Annotated in this window: 16 protein-coding genes; 4 read left to right on the plus strand and 12 right to left on the minus strand. The window is 71.6% G+C overall.

The window, feature by feature from the left end:
* Positions 1-9: 9 nt before the first annotated feature.
* The 3 genes from ABD901_RS31410 to ABD901_RS31420 all read right to left on the minus strand — a co-directional run bounded on the left by ABD901_RS31410 (position 10) and on the right by ABD901_RS31420 (position 3,274).
* Positions 10-933 (minus strand): sigma-70 family RNA polymerase sigma factor, encoded by a 924-nt coding sequence (locus ABD901_RS31410; RefSeq protein WP_345132144.1) that lies wholly within the window; start codon positions 931-933, stop codon positions 10-12.
* Positions 934-1,299: 366 nt separating this feature from the next.
* Entirely contained in the window at positions 1,300-2,292 is a 993-nt protein-coding gene (locus ABD901_RS31415) for an NAD-dependent epimerase/dehydratase family protein (RefSeq protein ID WP_345132146.1), read from the minus strand.
* A gap of 73 nt (positions 2,293-2,365) precedes the next feature.
* A complete protein-coding gene (locus ABD901_RS31420; RefSeq protein WP_345132148.1) occupies positions 2,366-3,274 on the minus strand; it encodes a glycoside hydrolase family 16 protein in 909 nt (302 codons plus the stop codon).
* A 248-nt stretch (positions 3,275-3,522) separates the two neighbouring features.
* Here ABD901_RS31420 and ABD901_RS31425 point away from each other — a divergent pair, with 248 nt between their 5' ends.
* From ABD901_RS31425 to ABD901_RS31435, 3 genes are all read left to right on the plus strand, one after another.
* Entirely contained in the window at positions 3,523-5,373 is a 1,851-nt protein-coding gene (locus ABD901_RS31425) for a bifunctional metallophosphatase/5'-nucleotidase (protein ID WP_345132149.1), read from the plus strand.
* Between the two features lie 114 nt (positions 5,374-5,487).
* Positions 5,488-6,297: an SAM-dependent methyltransferase gene (locus tag ABD901_RS31430; protein ID WP_345132151.1), complete on the plus strand. Its 810-nt coding sequence runs from the start codon at positions 5,488-5,490 to the stop codon at positions 6,295-6,297.
* A gap of 11 nt (positions 6,298-6,308) precedes the next feature.
* A complete protein-coding gene (locus ABD901_RS31435) occupies positions 6,309-8,417 on the plus strand; it encodes a putative bifunctional diguanylate cyclase/phosphodiesterase (protein ID WP_345132153.1) in 2,109 nt (702 codons plus the stop codon).
* Positions 8,418-8,490: 73 nt separating this feature from the next.
* On the opposite strand, the gene ABD901_RS31440 is transcribed toward ABD901_RS31435, so the two are convergent.
* The 4 genes from ABD901_RS31440 to ABD901_RS31455 all read right to left on the minus strand — a co-directional run bounded on the left by ABD901_RS31440 (position 8,491) and on the right by ABD901_RS31455 (position 13,766).
* Complete coding sequence (locus ABD901_RS31440; protein WP_345132155.1) at positions 8,491-8,847, minus strand: hypothetical protein; 357 nt, start codon at positions 8,845-8,847, stop codon at positions 8,491-8,493.
* A 233-nt stretch (positions 8,848-9,080) separates the two neighbouring features.
* Positions 9,081-10,148, minus strand: coding sequence for a hypothetical protein (locus ABD901_RS31445; protein WP_345132157.1), 1,068 nt, complete (start codon positions 10,146-10,148; stop codon positions 9,081-9,083).
* A 39-nt stretch (positions 10,149-10,187) separates the two neighbouring features.
* Complete coding sequence (locus tag ABD901_RS31450) at positions 10,188-10,403, minus strand: hypothetical protein (RefSeq protein ID WP_345132159.1); 216 nt, start codon at positions 10,401-10,403, stop codon at positions 10,188-10,190.
* A gap of 12 nt (positions 10,404-10,415) precedes the next feature.
* Positions 10,416-13,766, minus strand: a complete 3,351-nt coding sequence (locus ABD901_RS31455; protein WP_345132161.1) for a cyclic nucleotide-binding protein — start codon at positions 13,764-13,766, stop codon at positions 10,416-10,418.
* 106 nt (positions 13,767-13,872) lie between these two features.
* Between ABD901_RS31455 and glpK the strand changes: the two genes are divergently transcribed.
* Positions 13,873-15,348: a glycerol kinase GlpK gene (glpK, locus tag ABD901_RS31460; protein ID WP_345132162.1), complete on the plus strand. Its 1,476-nt coding sequence runs from the start codon at positions 13,873-13,875 to the stop codon at positions 15,346-15,348.
* A 115-nt stretch (positions 15,349-15,463) separates the two neighbouring features.
* On the opposite strand, the gene ABD901_RS31465 is transcribed toward glpK, so the two are convergent.
* The 5 genes from ABD901_RS31465 to ABD901_RS31485 form a co-directional block, all read right to left on the minus strand.
* Positions 15,464-16,402 carry a S1C family serine protease gene (locus ABD901_RS31465; RefSeq protein ID WP_345132163.1) on the minus strand — a complete coding sequence of 313 codons (939 nt, stop codon included), beginning with the start codon at positions 16,400-16,402 and terminating at the stop codon, positions 15,464-15,466.
* Positions 16,399-17,874: a sensor histidine kinase gene (locus ABD901_RS31470; protein WP_345132166.1), complete on the minus strand. Its 1,476-nt coding sequence runs from the start codon at positions 17,872-17,874 to the stop codon at positions 16,399-16,401. The genes ABD901_RS31465 and ABD901_RS31470 overlap by 4 nt, the downstream gene beginning before the upstream one ends.
* A gap of 11 nt (positions 17,875-17,885) precedes the next feature.
* On the minus strand, positions 17,886-18,575 hold the full coding sequence (locus tag ABD901_RS31475; RefSeq protein ID WP_344613221.1) for a response regulator transcription factor: 690 nt from the start codon (positions 18,573-18,575) through the stop codon (positions 17,886-17,888).
* Positions 18,576-18,697: 122 nt separating this feature from the next.
* Positions 18,698-19,339 (minus strand): PadR family transcriptional regulator, encoded by a 642-nt coding sequence (locus ABD901_RS31480; protein WP_345132168.1) that lies wholly within the window; start codon positions 19,337-19,339, stop codon positions 18,698-18,700.
* Entirely contained in the window at positions 19,336-20,169 is an 834-nt protein-coding gene (locus tag ABD901_RS31485) for a DUF4097 family beta strand repeat-containing protein (protein WP_345132170.1), read from the minus strand. Before ABD901_RS31485 ends, ABD901_RS31480 begins: the two co-directional genes overlap by 4 nt.
* Between the last annotated feature and the right edge of the window lie 22 nt (positions 20,170-20,191).

A 20,191-nucleotide genomic window follows, 5' to 3' on the forward strand; every position in this document is an offset into this window, starting at 1 on the left:
GGTGTTGTGCTAAGCCGCTTGCAGGCCCTCGGCGCGGGCCAGCTCGCGCAGCCGGCCGAGCGCCTGGATCTCCAGCTGGCGGATCCGCTCGCGGGACAGCGAGAACCGGGTCGCCACCTCGGTCAGCGAGTGCTCCCGCCCGTCCTCGAGGCCGTAACGGGCCCGCATGATGCCGGCCGAACGGTCGTCGAGGTGGTTGAGCAGGCCCTCGATCCGCTGACGCTCCAGGGCGGCCAGGACCACGTCCTCCGGCGACGGTGCGTCGGAGTCGGCGACCAGGTCACCCAGGTTGGTGTCGCCGTCGTCACCCACCGGGGTGTCGAGCGAGACGGTGTCCTGGGACCAGCGCATGAGCTCGTGCACCCGCTCGACCGGGACGCCGAGCGCTGTGGCCAGCTGCTCCGGCTCCGGCTCGTTGCCCAGCTCGCGGGTGAGCTGACGCGCGACGTTGCGCATCCGGTTGACGTCTTCGACGAGGTGCACCGGGAGCCGGACCGTGCGCTCCTGCTGCGCGATCGCCCGGCTGATCGCCTGGCGGATCCACCATGTCGCATATGTCGAGAACTTGTATCCACGCACGTAGTCAAACTTTTCGACGGCCCGCACGAGGCCGGTGTTGCCCTCCTGGATCAGGTCGAGCATCGGCATGCCGGACCGCACGTAACGACGGGCGATCGAGACCACCAGCCGCAGGTTGGCCCGGATGAACCGGTCCTTCGCACGCTCGCCGTCGGCCACCAGGCGGTGCAGCTCCGCGGCGGTCACGCCGTCCGGGATCTCCTCCGAGTCCAGCAGGTGCTCCGCATAGAGCCCGGCCTCGACCGCCTTGGACAGCTCGACCTCAGAAGCGGCGTCGAGCAGCGGCGTGCGGGAGATCTCATGCAGGTACACGCCGACCAGGTCGCGCTCCTCGGCACCTGAGTCGGATCGCATCTCCACTTTCACGTTCTCCACTTCGGGCCCCTCCCCGCTCCATCCTTCGCCTTCCCCGTTTCACCCTGCTAAAACGGGTGCCCCCCAGCTATGCCCCCTACACAACAGTCAAAGCGCGTTCCGAATTCCGCCCTCAGGGGCGATTCGGTGACGACCCCTGAGAGTTGCACCACTTACCTAGACGCTCGGGAGGCTGCTCCGGTTCGCTTCGGTTGCAACAAGTGATACGTGGTGTTCCTGCCCGTCAGACGCCTGAATTCGCTGTGAGTTCCCTGGGAACGCCGGTGCGGGGGGCACCGGGCGCTGGTCGGACACGGGTGTAGTTCGGCAGCTGTCGGCGGTACGACACCCTTTTGCGGCAAGGAACTACCGCGCATGCCATTGCCGCAACAACTCGGCCTCTTCGTCGATACCCAGCCCGTTGTTTACATCGATGTGCGCTGCGTCACGAAATGCCGCAAGGGTGTCCCGGACCGTCTCGGCGAGTGGGCGGGTGCGCAGGCCGGCGGCGATCGAGGCGCTCACGTCGCGGCTGAGGAACCCGGCGTACTCCGGCAGCGGCAGCCACACCGGCAGCGACCGCGGCCCGCTCCACGGCGCCACACCGCGCTCGGCCAGGAACTCCTGGTCGACCCAGGTGAGCGACTGCGTCACCCCGGCGCCGGCGGCGAGGCCGTCGTGGAACTCCTGGCGGGTCATCGGCGCGCCGATGCCGTCGAGCGCGCCGGCCAGCCCGTTCGCGGGCGCCGCGATGATCCACTCGGCCAGGTCGCGCACGTCGATGACCTGCACCGCCTCGCCCGGCGTCCCGGGCGCGAGCACCTCGCCGCCGCGGGCCGCCCGGCGCACCCAGTAGTCGAACCGGCCGGTCGGGTCCTCGGGCCCGACGATCAGCCCGGCGCGCAGCAGGAACGTGCGGTCCGCGCCGAAGCCCTCGGCGGCGAGGCGCTCGCAGGCGACCTTGCACCGCCCGTAGGTCTCGGCGTCGGCCCGCGGGTCACCCTCGTAGTCCGGCGGCAGCAGCGGCGCGTCGGCGGAGCGCTGGTGCGGCGTGGCGACGTCGGCGTACACCGAAGCGCTGGAGACGAGCGTGTAGTGCCCGGCCCGGCCGGCGAGCGCCGCGACCGCGTGCCGGACGTGGTGCGGGTGGCGTGCGACGTCGACGACCGCGTCGAACTCGCCCTGCAACGCCGCCAGGCCGCCGGGGTCGTCGCGGTCGACCCGGACGAAGCGCGCGCCCTCGACGGGCTCGCCGGACTCGCCGCGGGCGGCGCAGAGGACGTCATGGCCGGCGGCGAGGGCCTGCCGGGCGACGGCGCGACCGAGGAACACGGTGCCGCCGAGAACGAGGATCTTCATCCGCCGAGCATGGCCGCGTGCCCGGCGTCGCGGACGCCGCGTTCGCCAGCAGCGGATCAGCTGAGAACGAAACTCACGCCCGGTGCGAGGACGGCGGGCGGTGCGGGCGGGTCTTGCGGATCACGAAGGCGAAGAGCGCGAGCGCCGCGGCGACCGTCGCGACCACGGCCGGCCACAGCGACCAGTGCCGCGACGACGGCGGCGACGCCTGCATCGCGGCGTCCACAGTGGAGGGCCGCGCGGCGGGGGCCGAGGCGACCGGCTCGAAGGACCAGATCCGCAGGTAGTCGATCTGGAACTCGGCGGGCAGGGCGGTCGAGGACGTCGGCGTGCCGGCCCGGTCGCCGGTGGTAACCGCGAAGCCGAACCAGCGCGGCTCGGTCGACACCGCCGGATCGAGCCAGCGCTGCTTGGCATCGACATACACCCGGAAGCCCGACGGCGCCCACTCGATCACGTAGGTGTGCCAGTCGCTGAACGGGCCGTCCAGCGCCTTGGTGTGGATCTGGCTGCCGTCGCCGTTGCTCACGAGGGCCTGCTCGGCGCCGGGCCGCGCCGTGATCTCCAGCTGCGAGCCGTGCTGCGCGGCCTGGCCGTCGACGGGCCGCAGCAGCGCCACCGACTCGATCCCGGCGCCGACGGGCACCCGGGCCCTGAACTCGTAGCGGCCGAACTGCTGCACGGCGCCGACGCAGCGCAGCTCGCCGGTGATGAACGGCTTGCCGGCGTAGGTGCGCTGGTGCAGGGCCAGGCGCAGGTGCCCGTCGGAGACGGTGACCGCCTCGGGGCGGAAGTAGCCGGCCTGCGCGCCTTCGGGCGCGCCGTCGTAGGCCGAGCAGCCGGCCGGCAGCACCCCGGCGTCGTCGAAGGAGTTGGAGAACACCGGCCGCCAGCCGACGGGGTCGCTCGCGTCCGCCCATCCGGGGAAAATCAACGCGGTCGAAGCGACGACGACCAGCACGGCCGCGACTCGCCTCAGCATGGTGACCGCCTCCGCACACGCGGTGAACTATCCCGGGCAACCTACCGGACACCCACGGGAATTGCACCGTCGCGCAGCGTCTACCTCCGGGTCCATACCCGTTTGTACGGCCAGTTCCGGAAACTCCGGATGCGGACCCTCGCCTTTACCCGCATGACACCAACCCGACGGCAAGTCATGCTCGCGCCCGATCGATGCCTTCGGAAGGATGTTGATCGACGCATGTGTCCATCCAATAGGGAGAGATCATGGCCCAGCCTCGCGCCCGCGGCTGGCGAATCGCGCAGCACCTCGCGGTGCCCGCGCTCGCCGTCGCGGTGGTCGCTCTGCTGCCATTAGCCAAGACCGGCAACAGCCCGGCCGCCGATCGGTGGACGCCGCTCACGCCGGCCAAGGTCGCCTTCACGCAGAAGACGGGGGCGACGACCACTGCTCAGCTGCTCGGCTTCAACGACTTCCACGGCAACATCGACCCGCCGACCGGCAGCGGCGGCCTGGTCAACGGGGTGCCCGCGGGTGGCTCGGAGTACCTCGCGACCTACCTGAAGAAGCTGCGCGACGCCGCCAAGTCCGACGGCGTCAAGAACAGCGACACCGTGGTGGCCGGCGACAACATCGGCGCCTCGCCGCTGGTCAGCGCCGCGTTCCACGACGAGCCGGCGATCGAGGTCCTCAACGCGATGGGCGTCGACCTCGCGTCGGTCGGCAACCACGAGTTCGACGAGGGCGTCACCGAGCTCTACCGCATGCAGTTCGGCGGTTGTCACCCGACCGACGGCTGCCAGGACGGCGACGGGTTCTCGGGCGCGAAGTTCCCGTACCTCGCCGCCAACGTGACGAACAAGTCCAACGGCCTGCCGATCCTGCTGCCGTTCACGATCCGCTTCTACGACGGCGTCCCGGTCGCCTACGTCGGCATGACGCTCGAGGGCACCCCGGGCATCGTCAACCCGGCCGGCATCAAGAACGTCGACTTCCACGACGAGGTCGAGACGGCCAACAAGTACGCGACGATCCTGGGCTGGCTCGGCATCAAGTCGATGGTGCTGGTGATCCACGAGGGTGGCGCGCAGACCAGCCCGCCCGCGCCGCTGGACCCGTCGGGTTGCGCCAACTTCGCCGGCCCGATCACCGACATCACCAAGGGCCTCAACCCGGCCTACGGCGTGGTCGTCTCCGGACACACCCACCGCTTCTACACCTGCGAGCTGCCCAACTCCTCGGGCGCCAACTCGCTGGTCACGAGCGCGGGCTCGGCCGGCACGCTGGTCACCGACATCCGGGTCACGCTGGACAAGAAGACCCGCAAGTTCGTCGACGCGTCGGCTACCAACGTGATCGTCGACAATGGCGTGAAGAACCCCGACGGGACGTACCAGAAGGACGCCTCCGGCAACCCGGTGCGCAACCCCGCCCTGGTCGACGCCAAGGTCAAGACGATCGCGGACAAGTACCGCGTCGCGGTCGCCCCGCTGGCCAACAAGGTCATCGGCAGCATCACCGCCGACATCACCACCACGCAGGCGCCCTCCGGCGAGACCCCGCTCGGCGACGTGATCGCCGACGCGCAGCTGGCCTACACGAAGGCGTCCGCGGGCGCGCAGATCGCGTTCATGAACCCGGGCGGCATCCGGGCGTCGCTGACCTTCGCGAACTCTCCCGGCGGCGAGGCGCCCGGCCAGGTCACCTACGGTGAGGCGTTCACCGTCCAGCCGTTCAACAACCTGGTCGTGACGCAGTCGTTCACCGGCGCGCAGATCAAGGACGTCCTCGAGCAGCAGTTCGTGGGCTTCCAGGGCCAGACGGTGCAGCGCATGCTGCAGGTCTCGGCCGGCTTCACCTACACCTACAGCGCCTCGGCGCCGGTCGGGTCCAAGGTCAGCGACATCAAGCTCAACGGCGTCGCGATCGACCCGGCGGCCACCTACAAGGTGACCACGAACGACTTCCTGGCCAACGGCGGCGACGGATTCCTGAACCTCGCGAAGGGTACGGGCCGCGTCACCGCGCCGGGCTTCGACGTCGACGCGCTGACCGCCCACCTGGGCACCGGCCCCATCGCGCCGGGTAGTGCCGACCGGTACACGAAGATCGCGTAACCAACGAACAACCCCAAAAAGGGGTAAACGGGCGGGCGGCTGGGTTTTCTCGCCGCCCGCCCGCACGTATGCTCGCAGGCGCTGCCAGTCGACAAGGTCGAGGAGTGTTGATCTGTGGACCGTCCCAACTGGGCTCCCGCGGACGTCGACCTCGACCGGCCGAGCGTGGCGCGGGTCTATGACTACTACCTCGGCGGCTCGCACAACTTCGCCGCCGACCGCGCGTTCGGCGAGCAGGTGCTGCGCGTGATGCCGGCCGTCGCCGGGCTCGCCCGCAGCAATCGGGCCTTCCTGCGCCGCGCGGTGCGCGAGCTCGCCCGCCAGGGCGTCCGGCAGTTCCTCGACCTCGGCTCCGGCATCCCGACCGTCGGCAACGTCCACGAGGTGATCGCCGACGCCGGGATCACCGACGCCCGGGTGGTCTACGTCGACCACGACCCGGTCGCCGTGGCGCACAGCCGGGCCATCCTCGCCGACGTGCCGGGCACCGCGGTCGTCGCCGGCGACCTGCGCTCCCCCGCCGACGTGCTGGCCCAGCCGCAGGTGCAGGGGCTGCTCGACTTCACCCGGCCCGTCGCGTTCCTGCTGGTGGCGGTGCTGCACTTCGTGCCCGACGAGATGGGGCCGGCCGATATCGTCGCCGGCTACGCCGCCGCCGGGGTGCCCGGCAGCTACCTGGTGCTCTCGCACGCGGGCCTCGACCGGGCGCTCACGCCGGCCGAGGAGGACGCCTACCGGCTGTACCGCACGTCGCCGACGCCGCTGATCCTGCGCTCGAAGGAGGAGGTCGCGAAGCTCTTCGGCGACCTGACCCTGCTCGAGCCCGGCGTCGTGTCCACCCACCACTGGCGGCCGGACGGCGACGAGGAGCCGCCGGTCGAGGGCAACGCGATCGGCAGCGCGGCCGTCGCCCGCAAGGACTAGCCCGGCTGACCATGACCGCACTCCGCCCCACGCCGACATCGTGGGACCGCCCGCATCGCGCAGCCGAACGGATGGCGCGCGCCTGGTCGCTGGCCATTGCCGGCACCAGCTACGTGTCGATGAACGGCCTGGAGGTCCAGGACTTCCTGACCAGCCTCGCCACCCGGATCATCCACGCGCTGACCTCCGAGGTCTTCGACCCCGCCGACGTGCGCGAGGTCGGCTCGACCCTGGTCGCCGCCCACTTCACCGAGCCCACAACGCTCGAGCGCACCCTGGCGGTGCTCGCCGAGCAGTTCGGCAACGCTCCGGTGAAGCGGGTCGCGCAGGTCCAGGGCGCGCTCGCGTCGGGCTACGCGCTGGCGCTGCGCGACCGGGTCCTCGACGAGCAGGAGGAGATCCGCACCGCGGCGCTGTGGGCCCGCGCCCGGGCCGAGGAGGGGCGGCGGGTCAGCGAGGCCCGCTTCCAGGCGATCTTCGCCGGCGCCGCGATCGGCATGAGCGTGAGCACGGTCGACGGCCAGGTGATCGAGGTCAACCAGGCGCTGTGCGACATGCTCGGGTACACCGCCGACGAGCTGCGCGCGATGTCCTTCGAGGACTTCGTGCTGCCCGAGGACCCGCCGACCGCCGGCGCGATGTTCGAGGAGGTGCTGACCGGCGGGCGCGACCAGTTCCGCATCGAGAAGCCCTACGTCCACAAGGACGGCCACCGGGTCTGGACCGACCTGGTCGCCTCGATCATCCGCGACGAGGACGGCCGCCCGCGTTGGCTCGTGGCCATGTTCGAGGACATCACCGAGCGGCACCTGCTGCAGGTGCGCCTGCGCCACCAGGCCCTGCACGACCCGCTGACCCAGCTGCCCAACCGCACGCTGTTCTTCGAGCGGCTCACGGCCCTGCTGGAGTCGGAGGAGGACGCCGACGCCCGCGTCGGGGTCTGCTACCTCGACGTCGACGGCTTCAAGGTCATCAACGACACGCTCGGCCACGACATCGGCGACCAGCTGCTGCAGACCGTGGCCCGGCGCCTGGCCCGCTCCATCAGCGACGACCGGCAGCTGGTCGCGCGGATGGGCGGCGACGAGTTCGTGGTGCTCGTGGAGGGCTGCGGCGGCATCGACGACGTGATCGCGGTCGCCGAGACGGCCCTCGACACCGTGCGGGCGCCGGTCCACGTCGGCGGCCACGAGATCAGCATCTCGGCCAGCATCGGCGTGGTCGAGCAGCCGCTGCGCGGCACGAGCACCGGCGAGCTCATGAAGGCCGCCGACACCACGCTCTACTGGGCCAAGGCCGACGGGCGCAACCGCTTCGCGCTGTTCGACGCCGAGCGGCACGCGCGCGAGGTCACCCGCTACGAGCTGTCGGCGAGCATGCCGGCCGCGCTGGAGCGGCGGGAGTTCTTCGTGGAGTACCAACCCCTGGTCCGCCTCAGCGACGGGGTCACCACCGGCGTCGAGGCGCTCGTGCGGTGGCGGCACCCGCGCTTCGGGGTGCTCGGCCCCGACGCGTTCATCGGCATGGCCGAGGAGACCGGGCTCATCGTGCCGCTGGGCCGCTGGGTGCTGCACGAGGCCTGCCGGCAGGCGGCGCAGTGGCGGCGCGAGGTCGCCGACCGGGCGCCGATCATGAGCGTGAACCTCGCCGTGCGCCAGATGCGCGACCGGACCATCGTCCGCGACGTGCGGGCCATCCTCGACCAGACCGGCCTGCCGCCGGCCGGGCTGCAGCTGGAGCTCACCGAGAGCGCCGTCATGGGCACGGGCGGCGACCCGATCGAGGCGCTCAAGGCCCTGGCCGAGCTCGGGCCGCGCATCGCGATCGACGACTTCGGCACCGGCTACTCCAACTTCGCCTACCTGCGCCACCTGCCCGTGCACAGCCTCAAGCTCGCGGGCTCGTTCGTGGCCGGGCTGCGCCCGCCGGAGCGGCCGGACCCGGTCGACCAGGAGATCGTGGCGGCCGTCATCGGCCTGGCGCACACGCTCAAGCTCAGCGTGACCGCGGAGGGTGTGGAGACCGCCGAGCAGGCGGCCCGCCTGCAGGAGCTGGGCTGCGACACCGCCCAGGGCTGGTACTACGCGGCCTCTGGCCCCGCCTCGGCCATCAAGCTTTAAGGCCCAAGCCATCATGTTTTAGCAAAAAGGCCGGTGCGCTCCGGAGCGCACCGGCCGGATTATCGGATCGGCCTCAGCTGGCCGCGTACGGGTTGACCTCTTCGTGCATGTCCGTCATGAACTGCGACCACATGTCGTGCTCGTCCGGGTCGGCCCCTACCAGGTCGTAGTGGCCACTGTCCAGGAAGTCCGTGTCCAGCTGCCACTCGGGAACCTCCAGGTCCGGCTCGTCGAAGCCCAGCGGCTCGTCGTGCTGGTGGTCGATCTCCCCGAGGTCGGGCACGTCGTGCAGGTCGCCGTTGTCCGCATAGTCGTGCTGGTCGTGCTGGTCGTACTGGTGGTGGTCGTCCGCCAGGACATGGTCGACTCCGCCGTCATGGTCGACGTGGAGATCGTGCTCCATGCCCCAGTCGAGGTCAAAGTCGCTCATAACCTGCTCCCGGTCTTCTTCGGCCCCTCTGGTGAGGTACCTCTGCAACGGTAGGTTCGTTACGCGCGACCCTGCTCCCCGAAACGTGCCAAGCGATTTACGGCCTCGGCCACCAGAGGCTCGACCAGGCCACGCCGAAGTCGTTGCAGGGGTGGCCGTCGGGGCCCGACCACAGCACCTGGATGCGCCGCGACCGCCCGCCGGGGTGGTCGCGGACGCGTCGAGGCGCAGCCCTACCGCGTGCGGCGGTCGAGCCAGCCGTCGCCGTTGACGTCCTCGTAGCGGGCGTCCATGACCCCGTCGTGGTTGGTGTCGATCTCCGAGGAGTTGATCAGCCCGTCGCGGTCGGTGTCGTGCCCGATGAACTCGGCGCGCCCGTCGCCGTCCGTGTCGACCACGATGTCGACGCCGCCGTCGGCCCGGTTGACGTACGTGTGCTGGTCCCACCGGCCGTCGCCGTCCCAGTCCACGCGCGTGTGGTAGCCGTCGGTGGGCGCCTGCCCCGGCACCTGCGCGTGCCCGGCCTGCTGCGCGAGCCCTTCGAGGCCGCCGGCGATACCCGCGCCGTGCCCCGCCTGCCCCAGCCCGGACTGCCCCGCGCCGTACTGCGTCGCCTGCTGCGCCAGCCCGGCGAGCCCGCCGCCGAGGCCGGGCTGCTCGGCCGTCGGCCCGGTGAAGCCGGCGAGCCCGCGCGCGACGCTCTCCCCGCCGATGCCGGCGGGCGGCTGGAACGGCGTGTCCGCGGCGGGCGGCTCGATCGGCGTGCCGCCGGTCGCACCGGCGTAGGTGCTCGCCTGGTACACGGTGCCGGACGAGCGGACCTCGCTGTGGTACTCGGTGTGGGAGGACTCGTGGTGGCTCTCCGTGTGCACCTCCTCGTGCCCCGAGGAGGCGTGCTGCCCACCGTGCACCACGTCGTCGAGGTGCCGCCCGATCGGGCCGGAGCCGGCCGGCTCGGGCGCCGCGTGCCGGCCGCCGCCGTACTGCTCCACGGCGTCGTGCATGCCCCGGCCGGCCTGCGCGCCGCCGACGTCGTGCCCGGCGAACCCGTGGCCATGGCCGTGCAGCACGTCGTCGAGGCCGGAGCCGATCGCGGAGAACACCCCGAACATGCTGGCCTTGCTCGTGCGCTGCTCGACGTGCGTCTGCCCGCCGGCGTCACCGACCTGCGACCGCAGGATGTCCAGTTCGTCGGGCGTCAGCCGGTACCCGGCCAGGGCCCCCTGCGGGTCCGCGGCCAGCTGCGCCTTGAAGGCCGGGTCGCCGAGCAGCCGCTCGAGTACCTCGTCGAAGTCGGACATCGCATCCCCCAGTTGGTGAATCGGTCGAGCAATGACGGATCAGTCGAGTTCGGGCATCGGGATCGGCTGCGGCCGCGGCCGGCAGGTCCCGCACTGCACCGCGTCCTCCACGACGAGCCCCTCGGCTCGGCCGCGGCGCTGCGAGCGGTGCACCTCCAGCAGGTAGGGGCCGAACTTCGCGTGGTCCTCACACAGCCCACGCCCGCAGAACCGGCACGACCCCCGCGCCGCCTTGGCGCAGAACCAACAAAGCACGGTCTCTCCTCGTCAGCCAATGATGGTGCAGTCGTTGATGTGCACGGAAGCGCTGCCCGCCCTGGAAACGTTGCCCGCCGCGTCGGCGATCACGGCGCTGATCGTGATCGTGCCGGCGTTGCCCTGCCCCGGGAATGGCCCGAGGGCGGCCGACCATTTTCCGTTGCTGCCGGAATACTTGAGGGTCTGTGTCGACCCGTCCAACGTATAGGTCAGCGATCGGATCGTGAGGCCCGTGGCGCCGGCGTTGTCCGAGCCCACGATCGTCACGCTCGACGTCGTCGGCGTCGACGACGGCGTCCCGAAGTAGCAGGCGCTTCCGCCATAGGTGCGGTAGATGTCGTTCGGCGCGGCGCGAACCGTGACGGTGGGCGCGGTCGTGTCGGGCGGCGGGGGCGGAGAGGTCGTCGGGGCGCCGGTGGTGGGGCGCGCCGTCGTCTTCGTCGGGCCCGCCGTCGTCTTCGTCGGGGTGGCCCCCGCCGACGGGGACGTGGAGGCCGAGGTGGATGGGGAGTCGCTCGGGCTCGGGGACTCCGACGGGGTGTCCGTCGGGGACGGCGCCACCGTCGGGGTGCCGCCCGGCTTCGGCAGGGCCACGCCGTCGCCGCAGGTGAGGTCGGCCTGGTTGAACGGCTCGACGACCTCGCCGTTGAGCTTGACGACGCCGCGGCCGACCTCTGGGTCGTCGCCGGCGGACAGCGCGAAGCGGGCCGCGCCCTCGTTGCGCACGTCGCCGATGGTCAGGCGCAGCGGCTTGAACGCCGTGGTGGTGCTCGTCGTGTCGACCAGGAGGCGGCCGTCGTCCAGCACCAGGGCGGCGTTCGGCTCGATCGGGGTCTGCTGGCCGCTGACCAGGTCGCCGATCTTCACGTCGGCGCCGGCGCACAGGACCGTCGCGCTGCCGCCGCGGAACGTCAGGGTCGCGGTGGACTTGGCGTTGACCCGGACCGAGTCGCCCTGCTGGACGTACAGCTTCTCGTTGCGCGCCAGCGGCCGGTCGCTGCCGTTGACGCGGACCGTCGCGCCGCCGCGGGTGACGGTGACCAGCGCGCTGTCCGTCGGCATCTCGGCCCACACCGGGCCGGTGAACAGGTTGGCGCCGGTCAGGAAGAGCGCGAAGAGCAGCAGCAGGACCAGCAGCCACCACAGCTTGCGCTCGAAGCGGCGGTCGACGCTGTCGTCGCCGGGCGGCGGCGGGCCGGGCGGTGCGGCGAGCGGCGGGTAGTTCGACGGCGGGTGCGCGCCCGACATCGGGCGGCGCCCGCCCGACGGCGTCGCTTCGGCCTGGCGGCCCAGCAGCAGCGGCAGGCCGCCGACCGCGGGCAGCAGCCAGGCGCGGGCGGGCGTGCGGGCGGTGGCGACCTGGCCGGGCGAGCCGTCGCCGTACGGGCCGATCATCGAGCCGCGGTGCAGCTCGACGCCCTCGGGCAGCTGCAGCGAGCCCGACTCGACCACGAGCGCGTCGTTGCCGGTGCGCAGCACGACCGGCTGGCCGGGGCCGAGGTGCATCGGGCGGGCGCGGGTCAGCAGGCCGAGGCGGTCCTCGGGGCCGAGGTTCTGCAGGGCCGGCGTCTCGGCGACCAGCGTCTCGAGCTCGGCCCACTCCACCGGCGGCGGGCCGGGCAGCGGCCCGACGGCCGATGAGACCGACGAGGACGGTATCGCGAGCAGCGTGGTGCCGGCGGTCGTCCAGCCCAGCGCCGCGGGGGCGCCGGTCAGCGCGTTGGCCAGGCCCACGACGCCGCCGCGGCCGACGCGCTCGCGCACGCTGCCGGTCGGGTCGCCGGGGCGGCGGGCCTCCAGGGCGCCGTCGACGACCACGTACACCGACTGCTGCGCGGCGCCTGCGAAGACGAGCTGCTCGCCCGTGCGCGGGTGCACCCAGCGGGCGTGCTCGGCGAGCCTGGCGAGGGCCTCGGGCGGCAGGTTCGACAGCGCGGAGGCGCTCAGCGCGGCGAACCGGCGCGGCTCGTCGCGCACCAGCTTGCGCTCGCCGAGGCGGTCGCGCAGTCGCCGCCCGCGCCGGCGCAGCCAGCCGAAGAAGAGGTACACCAGGGGCGCCAGCAACCCGGCGCAGACCACGACGAGCAGGATCCGCCCGAGCCAGCCCGCGTTCCACAGGCCGGTCACGACGCCGGCGACGCGGTCGGTGTACACGCGATACATGAGGTTGATGGCGATCGCGAGCCAGATGACGGCGAGCATGCCGTAGAGCGCGACGAGGCGCCCCTCGCGGTCGAGGTCGGCGAAGCGTGGCGGCCGGCGGCGCAGCCGCGCGATGACCCAGGCCAGGCCGCGCGCCCGCAGGTTGGGCACCTCCAGCCAGTCCATGAGCAGGTAGTACCCGTCGAGCGCCATGAACGGGTTCAGGTTGAACAGCGCGTTGAGGTACCACGCGAAGGCCAGCTTGAACGTCCACGGCTGCAGCTCGGGGAAGAACACGCCCAGGATCTGGCAGGCGCCGGCGAGGATCAGGCCGGTGGCCGGGCCGGCGACGGTGGTCACGATCCGGGCGCGCCGGCCGGCCATCCACACGTCCGTGGTGTCCACGAAGACGGATGGGATCCCGAAGTACACCAAAAAGCCCGCAACGGGCACGCGCCGCCCGGCATGCTTGGCGCCCAGCGCGTGCCCGAGCTCGTGGCAGCCCAGCGCCAGCACGTTGAGGCCGAGCAGCACGAGGGCGCCGGCGAAGTAGGAGTCGTTGGTGAGGAACACGGACTGGTCGGCGCGGAACCAGTTCCACACGAACACGCCCAGCCCGGCCAGCGCTACGAGCCCGGCGAGCACGGCGAACACGCGGGTGAAGAACAGCCGCCCGCCCGCCTTGTAGAGGAACGTGACGACCGGGTCGACCTTCGCGAGTACCACCCGGCGGCCCTGCGCGGTCGCGACGATCGCCTTGCCCAGCCGGATCGGCCACGGGCGGCGGTGGACCCGCTGGAGCCGGTGGAACGCGTCCACGGGCAGTTCGGCGAGCATGCGGTTGCCGGCGAGGTCGGCGACGATCCGGGTCACCTGGTCCGGCGCGAGCCGACCGGAGATCCGCGCGAACTCGGCCACGAGCCGCGCCACGGTGCGGCTGCCGTCCATGAACTGCGCGAGGCGGAACTCCTCCGGCGTGAGCCGCAGGTAGCTCGACTCGCCGGCGTCGGGCGAGCGCAGCATCACGTACTCGACGCCGCGGGCCGACGTCAGCGTGACCGCCTCGACGCCGTCGCGCAGCAGCGGGCGGGCGCGGGCGGGGTTGAGCCGGTCGGTCACCGCGTGCCACAGTCCGACGTCGGACGGGCCTAGCGGTACACCCGGGGCGCGCCCGGCAAGGGCCTCCCAGACACTGATGCGCGTCTCGATGACGGCCACTGTCGCTCCTGTTCGGACACGGTTCCGGCCACGGACTCTAGGCGCGTTTGCGGTCCGCCGGAAGGTTGCGTCCCGAACGTGACAATGCTTCGGCGAAGATGGCAGCGTGTACATCCTCGCCATCGACCAGGGCACGACCTCCACCCGTGCGATCGTGTTCGACGCCGACGGCGCCATCGTGGCGCTTGACCAGCGCGAACACCACCAGAGCTTCCCCCGTCCGGGCTGGGTCGAGCACGACCCGGTCGAGATCTGGCACAACGTCCAGGCGGTCTCGACCCGCGCGCTGGACCAGGCCGGGCTCTCCCGCGCGGACGTCGCCGCCATCGGGATCACCAACCAGCGTGAAACGACCATCCTGTGGGACGCCCGCACCGGCGAGCCGGTGCACCCCGCCATCGTCTGGCAGGACACGCGCACCGACGGCGTCATCCGCGCCCTCGCCGGCGACGCCGGCCCCGACCGCTTCCGCGACCGCTGCGGCCTGCCCCTGGCGACCTACTTCGCCGCCCCGAAGGTGGTCTGGCTGCTCGACAACGTCCCCGGCCTGCGCGCCCGGGCCGAGGCCGGGGAGATCCGCTTCGGCACCGTCGACACGTGGCTCATCGAGAAGCTCACCGGCCGGCACGTCACCGACGTGACCAACGCCAGCCGCACCATGCTCATGAACCTCACCACGCTGGACTGGGACGACGACCTGCTCGCCGCCTTCGGCATCCCGCGCGTCATGCTCCCCGAGATCGGCTCGTCGTCGTTCGTCTACGGCGAGGCGAAGACCATGCTGCACGGCGTGCCCGTCGCCTCGGCCCTCGGCGACCAGCAGGCGGCCCTGTTCGGCCAGACGTGCTTCGCGCCCGGCGAGGCCAAGTGCACGTACGGCACCGGCTCGTTCCTGCTCCTCAACACCGGCACCCGCCCCGTGGCCAGCGAGCGGGGCCTGCTCACCACGGTCGGCTACCGCATCGGCTCGGCGGACCCGGTGTACGCGCTGGAGGGCTCCATCGCGATCACCGGCTCGCTCGTGCAGTGGCTGCGCGACAACCTCGGCCTGATCTCCTCCGCACCCGAGATCAACGACCTCGCCGCGACCGTCTCGGACAACGGCGGCTGCTACATCGTGCCCGCGTTCGCCGGCCTGTTCGCCCCGCACTGGCGCCCGGACGCCCGCGGCGTCATCACCGGCCTCACGGGTTACGTCACCAAGGGCCACCTCGCCCGCGCGGCCTTGGAGGCGACGGCGTGGCAGGTCAAGGACGTGGTCGACGCCATGATGGCCGAGTCGGCGGTACCCCTGGAGACCCTCAAGGTCGACGGCGGCATGACCGCGAGCGACCTGCTGATGGGCTTCCAGGCCGACGTGCTGGACGTGCCGGTGGTCCGCCCGACGGTCGCGGAGACCACGGCCCTTGGCGCCGCCTACGCCGCGGGCCTGGCGGTCGGCTTCTGGCCCGACACCGAGACCTTGCGCGAGAAGTGGCACATCGACAAGCGCTGGGAGCCGTCGATGTCGGCGGACGCGCGCGATCGCGGCCACGCTCTCTGGCTGCGGGCGGTCGAGCGCTCGTTCGGCTGGGCCGACTGACCAGGAGGCGGGCGCAGAAAGGCGGCACGCCCGCCAGGCGAGCGCAGAAAGGCGGCGCACCCCGCCAGGTGCGCCGCCTCTCTTTTGGGAGGGGAAACCAGCCTCGGTGCCGTGGTCAGCCCAGCAGCTGCTGCGCCACGGTCTTTGCGGTGTTGCTCGAGATCGCGAAGCCCACGCCGATGCTGCCGGCCGTCGAGCCCGACGTGGCGATCGCGGTGTTGATGCCGATGAGCTGCCCCGACGTGTTGACGAGCGCGCCGCCGGAGTTGCCGGGGTTGATCGCAGCGTCGGTCTGGATGGCGCCGGGGATCTTCGTGGCGGCGGAGCGGTTGTCCGCGCCCTCGTCGATGGTGCGGTTCAGGGCGCTGACGATGCCGGAGGTCACGGAGGCCTCCAGGCCCAGCGGGCTGCCGACCGCGAGGACGGTGTCGCCGACGTGTACGGCGGAGCTGTCGGCGAAGGCGAGCGGCGTGTAGCTGCCGCCACCGACGATCTTGACTACGGCCAGGTCGGAGGTCTCGTCGGTGCCCACGATCTGGGCCTGCGCGGACTTGCCGTCGGAGAAGCTGATCTGGACCGTCGTGCCGCGGGCGGTCGCGACGACGTGGTTGTTGGTGAGGATGGCGCCGTCCTGGGTGATGATCACGCCGGAGCCGACGGCGGAGCCGGTGTTGATCGACACGACGCTCGGCAGGACCGCCTGTGCGACGTTGGCCAGGTTGGCGGAGCCGGACTGCGAGCTGGAGTTCTGCGCGCTGATCACCGTGTCGCTGGCGGTCGCGGCCGGGCGGAGCTCCAGCGCCGCGTACCCGCCGCCGACCGCCGACACGACGGAGAGCGCGACGGCGGCGACCACGGCGGCGACGCTCTTGCCGAGGCTCCGGCGCTGCAGCGGTGCCGGGACGGCGGTGACCGGCGTCACGAAGGGTGACGCTGGGGGGTACCACTGCGGCGGGTGCTGCATGTGGGGCACGTGCGGCGGCACGTGGTTGGACGGCATGTGCTGCTGGTGTTCCGCGGCCGGCTCCGGCACCCATCCCTGCTGTTCGCTCATGCCTTGAGCTTGCCGATGGCAGCTTGCGGACCACCGGGAGCGGCCTGGGAAGCGGCTGTGAGGGGAAGGCGAACCTGGAAGGTGGCTCCACCACCCGGGGTGACGAAGACCGACACCGTGCCGCCGTGCACCGCGACCAGCGCCGCGACGATCGCAAGGCCCAGCCCGCTGCCGCTGTGCGCGCCGCCGGCCTGCCGCCGGGTCCGCGCCTTGTCTACCCGGTAGAACCGTTCGAACACGCGGGCCGCCTGCTCGTCGGTCAGTCCCGGTCCGTGGTCCACCACCTCGATCAACGCGTCGGTACCGTCACGACGCAGCCGAAGCTCAATAGGAGTACCGGCGGGGGTGTGCGTGAGCGCGTTGGTCACCAGGTTGCCGACCACCTGCCGCAGCCGGGCCTCGTCGCCGTTGACCTCGATCGGCTCGTCGCGCTCGATCTCCAGGTCGATCTCGCGTTCGGGCGCGACCGCGCGGGCCGCCGACGCGGCGTCGGTGGCGATCACGCGCAGGTCCATGTCGGCGAGGCTGAGCGGGCGCTCCTGGTCCAACCGGGCGAGCAGCAGCAGGTCCTCGACGAGCAGGCCCATCCGGGACGCCTCGTCCTCGATGCGGCGCAGCAGCGCGGATGTGTCCTCGGGCTCGCGGGCGGCGCCCTGGCGGTACAGCTCGGCGAAGCCCCGGATCGTGGTCAGCGGCGTGCGCAGCTCGTGCGAGGCGTCGGCGATGAACTGGCGCATCCGGTCCTCGGAGGCCTCCCGGACACGGAACGCCCCTTCGATCTGCCCGAGCATGACGTTCAGCGCGGCGGCGAGGTGCCCCATCTCGGTCTCGGGCGGGCTCTCGGGCACGCGCCTGGTCAGGTCGCCGGCCGCGATGGCCGCGGCGGTGCGCTCGATCTCGCGCAGCGGCTGCAGGCTGGTCCGCACGATCGTGACGCCGACGGCGGCGATGACGACGAGCACGCCCGCGCCGATGAACAGCTCCGCGGCGACGAGCTCGTCGACGGCGCTGTCGACCATCGAGAGGTTCTCGGCCACGCCGACGGCCCCGCCGCCGTTGGACGGCTGGGTGATGAGCACCCGCCAGCGCTCGTGCGTGCCGGCTGCGCGAACCGTGTAGGGCTCGTTGAGCCGGTCCAGCACCTGCTGCGCGTCGGATGGCAGGGGCGGGGCGTTCTGGGGCGACACACCGACCGGCATCGGGTGCACGGAGCCGTCGTCGTCGCGGGCCCAGTAGAAGTACATGTAGTTGCTGGGCATCGTCATGTCGGTCTGCTGCGTCGTCATCCGCGCCACCCGCTCGGCGCTGACCGTGGTGGAGAGCGCGCGCAGCTGGTTGTCGACCTTGTCGATCATCGAGCTGCGCATGACGAGCGCGCTGGCGACGCCGATGACGAGCAGCGCCATGGTGACGAGCGTGAGCACCGCGGCGACGAGCTTGACCCGCAGCGGCACGTCGGCGATGAACCGCACGACGGCCCCGGTCAGACGGGCAGGCGCAGGACGTAGCCCACGCCGCGCAGGGTGTGGATCAGCCGCGGCTCGGCGATGTCGACCTTGCGTCGCAGGTAGGAGATGTAGGACTCCACGATGCTGTCATCGCCGCGGAAGTCGTAGTTCCAGACGAAGTCCAGGATCTGCGCCTTCGACAGGACGCGGCCGGCGTTCAGCATGAGGTACCGCAGGAGCTTGAACTCCGTCGGGGACAGGGCGATCGTCTGCCCGGCCCGGCTCACCTCGTGCGTCTCCTCGTCCAGCTCCAGGTCGTGGAAGACCAGCCGGTTGGGCCCGGGGTCGCCCGCGGTGCGCCGCAGGACGGCCCGGATGCGGGCGGTGAGCTCCTCGAGGCTGAACGGCTTCGTCACGTAGTCGTCGCCGCCGAGCGTGAGGCCGCGGACCTTGTCCTCGGTGCCGTCGCGCGCGGTCAGGAAGACCACGGGGAGCCGGACGCCGCCCTCGCGCAGCCGCCGGATCACCTCGAACCCGTCGAGGTCGGGCAGCATCACGTCGAGCACGACCAGATCGGGCTTGCTCTCGCGGGCCGCGGTGACCGCCTCGCTGCCGGTGGTCACCGCGTCAACCGCAAAACCGGCAAAGCGCAGGCTGGCGGAGAGGAGCTCGCGGATATTCGGGTCGTCCTCGACCACGAGCAGCCTCGCCTCAGCCTGCGCCACGCCTGGCGACGATGCACCCCCGGATTGTGCGACGCCGCCTCGTACCCCCATGCGCATATCTTTCCGCCCTCCGCTGGAGTAGGGCTGGTTGTTGCCTGGGAAGTTCCTGGGCGACCAAAGCTCTACCTCAGCAAGCGTCTCACCTGGTCGATCGCACCGTCCAACACGACGAGCGTCGCGCGCATCGTCTCCTGGCTCGCCCGCCCGGTGCGCGCCAGGCGCCGCACCTCGGAGAGCAACTGGGCGGCCTTCTCCTCCAGCTCACGCACCGCGTCGGAGGGCGGCTGCGGCGGCCGGGTGCTCGCGGCGCCCGGTCGCGGCGGGTACCCCCAGCCGAACGACCCCGGCCCCGGCGGCGGCGTGCCGCTGCGCACCTGGCGGCTGGCCTCCTTGAGCTCCCGCTTGAGGTCGCGCACCGAGCCGCGCACACCCTGCTCGACCTCGTCGGCCAGCGTCGAGAGGTCGGCGAGGGAGGCGTTGATGTCGTTCTCGAGCGACTCGATCTCGCCGGCGCGCCGCTGCAGCTCGTCGAACCCCGCCGGGGTGATCTCGTAGACCTTGCGCCCGCCTTCAGCCGTGTGCGTGATGAGCCCGTCGGCCTCCATGCGCTGCAGCCGCGGGTAGATCGTGCCGGCCGACGGCGCGTAGAGCCCATGGAAGCGGTTCTCGAGGAGCCGGATCAGCTCGTAGCCGTGTCGCGGGCCCTCGTTGAGCAGCTTCAGCAGGTACAACCTCAGGCGCCCGTGACTGAAAACCGCGCTCATGCTTCCACTGCTTCCTCGTCACCGAGTTCCTCGTCGTCGACTGGCCGCCGCAACAACGAGATCGTGCCAGATGTCGCGTTGGCGGCCAGCCGCCCGCCGGTCCCCGTCCCGAGCCGCCCGGTCACTGTGTTCTTGCTGTGCTGCTCGAGCTCGGGAAACGCGTTCACGACGTGCCCGGAGATCGCGTTGAGGCTGACCCGCAGGTCGCTGTCCTCGCGCACCCGGGCCGTGATCTCCCCCGACACCGTGTCGAGGTGCACCTCGGTGCCCGCGGGCGGATTGTCGAGGTCGCAGGTCACGGAGCCGGAGATGGTACGCGCACTCACGACCCCCGCCGTGGAGTCCGCGACCACGATTTCCCCGGACACCGTCTCGAGGTCGACCTCTCCCCCGAGCGTGAGCCCTTCGATCGACCCCGACACGATCTTGCCGGTGACCCGCCCGTCGATCCCCAGCAGCGTGATCCGCCCGCTGGTGACGTTGACGTCGGCCCCGTTGCGCAGCGAGGACGCGATGACGGACCCGGACGCGACATGCAGCCGCACGGCGGCCTCGACGGGCACGACGACGGAGATGTCGACCTTGTACCGCGACCCGAACAGCCACCACAGAAACCCGGGCCAGCCTTTGGGAAACTCGTGCTCGATCGAGAGCCGCCCCCCTTCGAGCGTGACGTTGACGGGCTGGTCCCCGATGGACGTCACCTCGAGCCGCGCCGGCCCGTCCGCCCCCACAACGTTGATTCGCCCCGACACCAGCGACACACTCAGGTCGGTAACTTCCTGCTCGAAGCCGAGCCTCTGCGGCTCATCAATCGTCCACGCGGTCATCGCGCACTCCTCGCTCGCTCCC

The organism is Dactylosporangium darangshiense (assembly GCF_039537565.1).
GTDB classification, from domain to species: Bacteria; Actinomycetota; Actinomycetes; order Mycobacteriales; family Micromonosporaceae; genus Dactylosporangium; species Dactylosporangium darangshiense.

Excerpts from the sequence above, each read along its gene's own strand:
- ABD901_RS31410 (WP_345132144.1), bottom strand. The coding sequence starts at position 933 with ATGCGATCCGACTCAGGTGCCGAGGAGCGCGACCTGGTCGGCGTGTAC.
- ABD901_RS31415 (WP_345132146.1), bottom strand. The coding sequence starts at position 2,292 with ATGAAGATCCTCGTTCTCGGCGGCACCGTGTTCCTCGGTCGCGCCGTC.
- ABD901_RS31420 (WP_345132148.1), bottom strand. The coding sequence starts at position 3,274 with ATGCTGAGGCGAGTCGCGGCCGTGCTGGTCGTCGTCGCTTCGACCGCG.
- ABD901_RS31425 (WP_345132149.1), top strand. The coding sequence starts at position 3,523 with ATGGCCCAGCCTCGCGCCCGCGGCTGGCGAATCGCGCAGCACCTCGCG.
- ABD901_RS31435 (WP_345132153.1), top strand. The coding sequence starts at position 6,309 with ATGACCGCACTCCGCCCCACGCCGACATCGTGGGACCGCCCGCATCGC.
- ABD901_RS31440 (WP_345132155.1), bottom strand. The coding sequence starts at position 8,847 with ATGAGCGACTTTGACCTCGACTGGGGCATGGAGCACGATCTCCACGTC.
- ABD901_RS31445 (WP_345132157.1), bottom strand. The coding sequence starts at position 10,148 with ATGTCCGACTTCGACGAGGTACTCGAGCGGCTGCTCGGCGACCCGGCC.
- ABD901_RS31465 (WP_345132163.1), bottom strand. The coding sequence starts at position 16,402 with ATGAGCGAACAGCAGGGATGGGTGCCGGAGCCGGCCGCGGAACACCAG.
- ABD901_RS31480 (WP_345132168.1), bottom strand. The coding sequence starts at position 19,339 with ATGAGCGCGGTTTTCAGTCACGGGCGCCTGAGGTTGTACCTGCTGAAG.
- ABD901_RS31485 (WP_345132170.1), bottom strand. The coding sequence starts at position 20,169 with ATGACCGCGTGGACGATTGATGAGCCGCAGAGGCTCGGCTTCGAGCAG.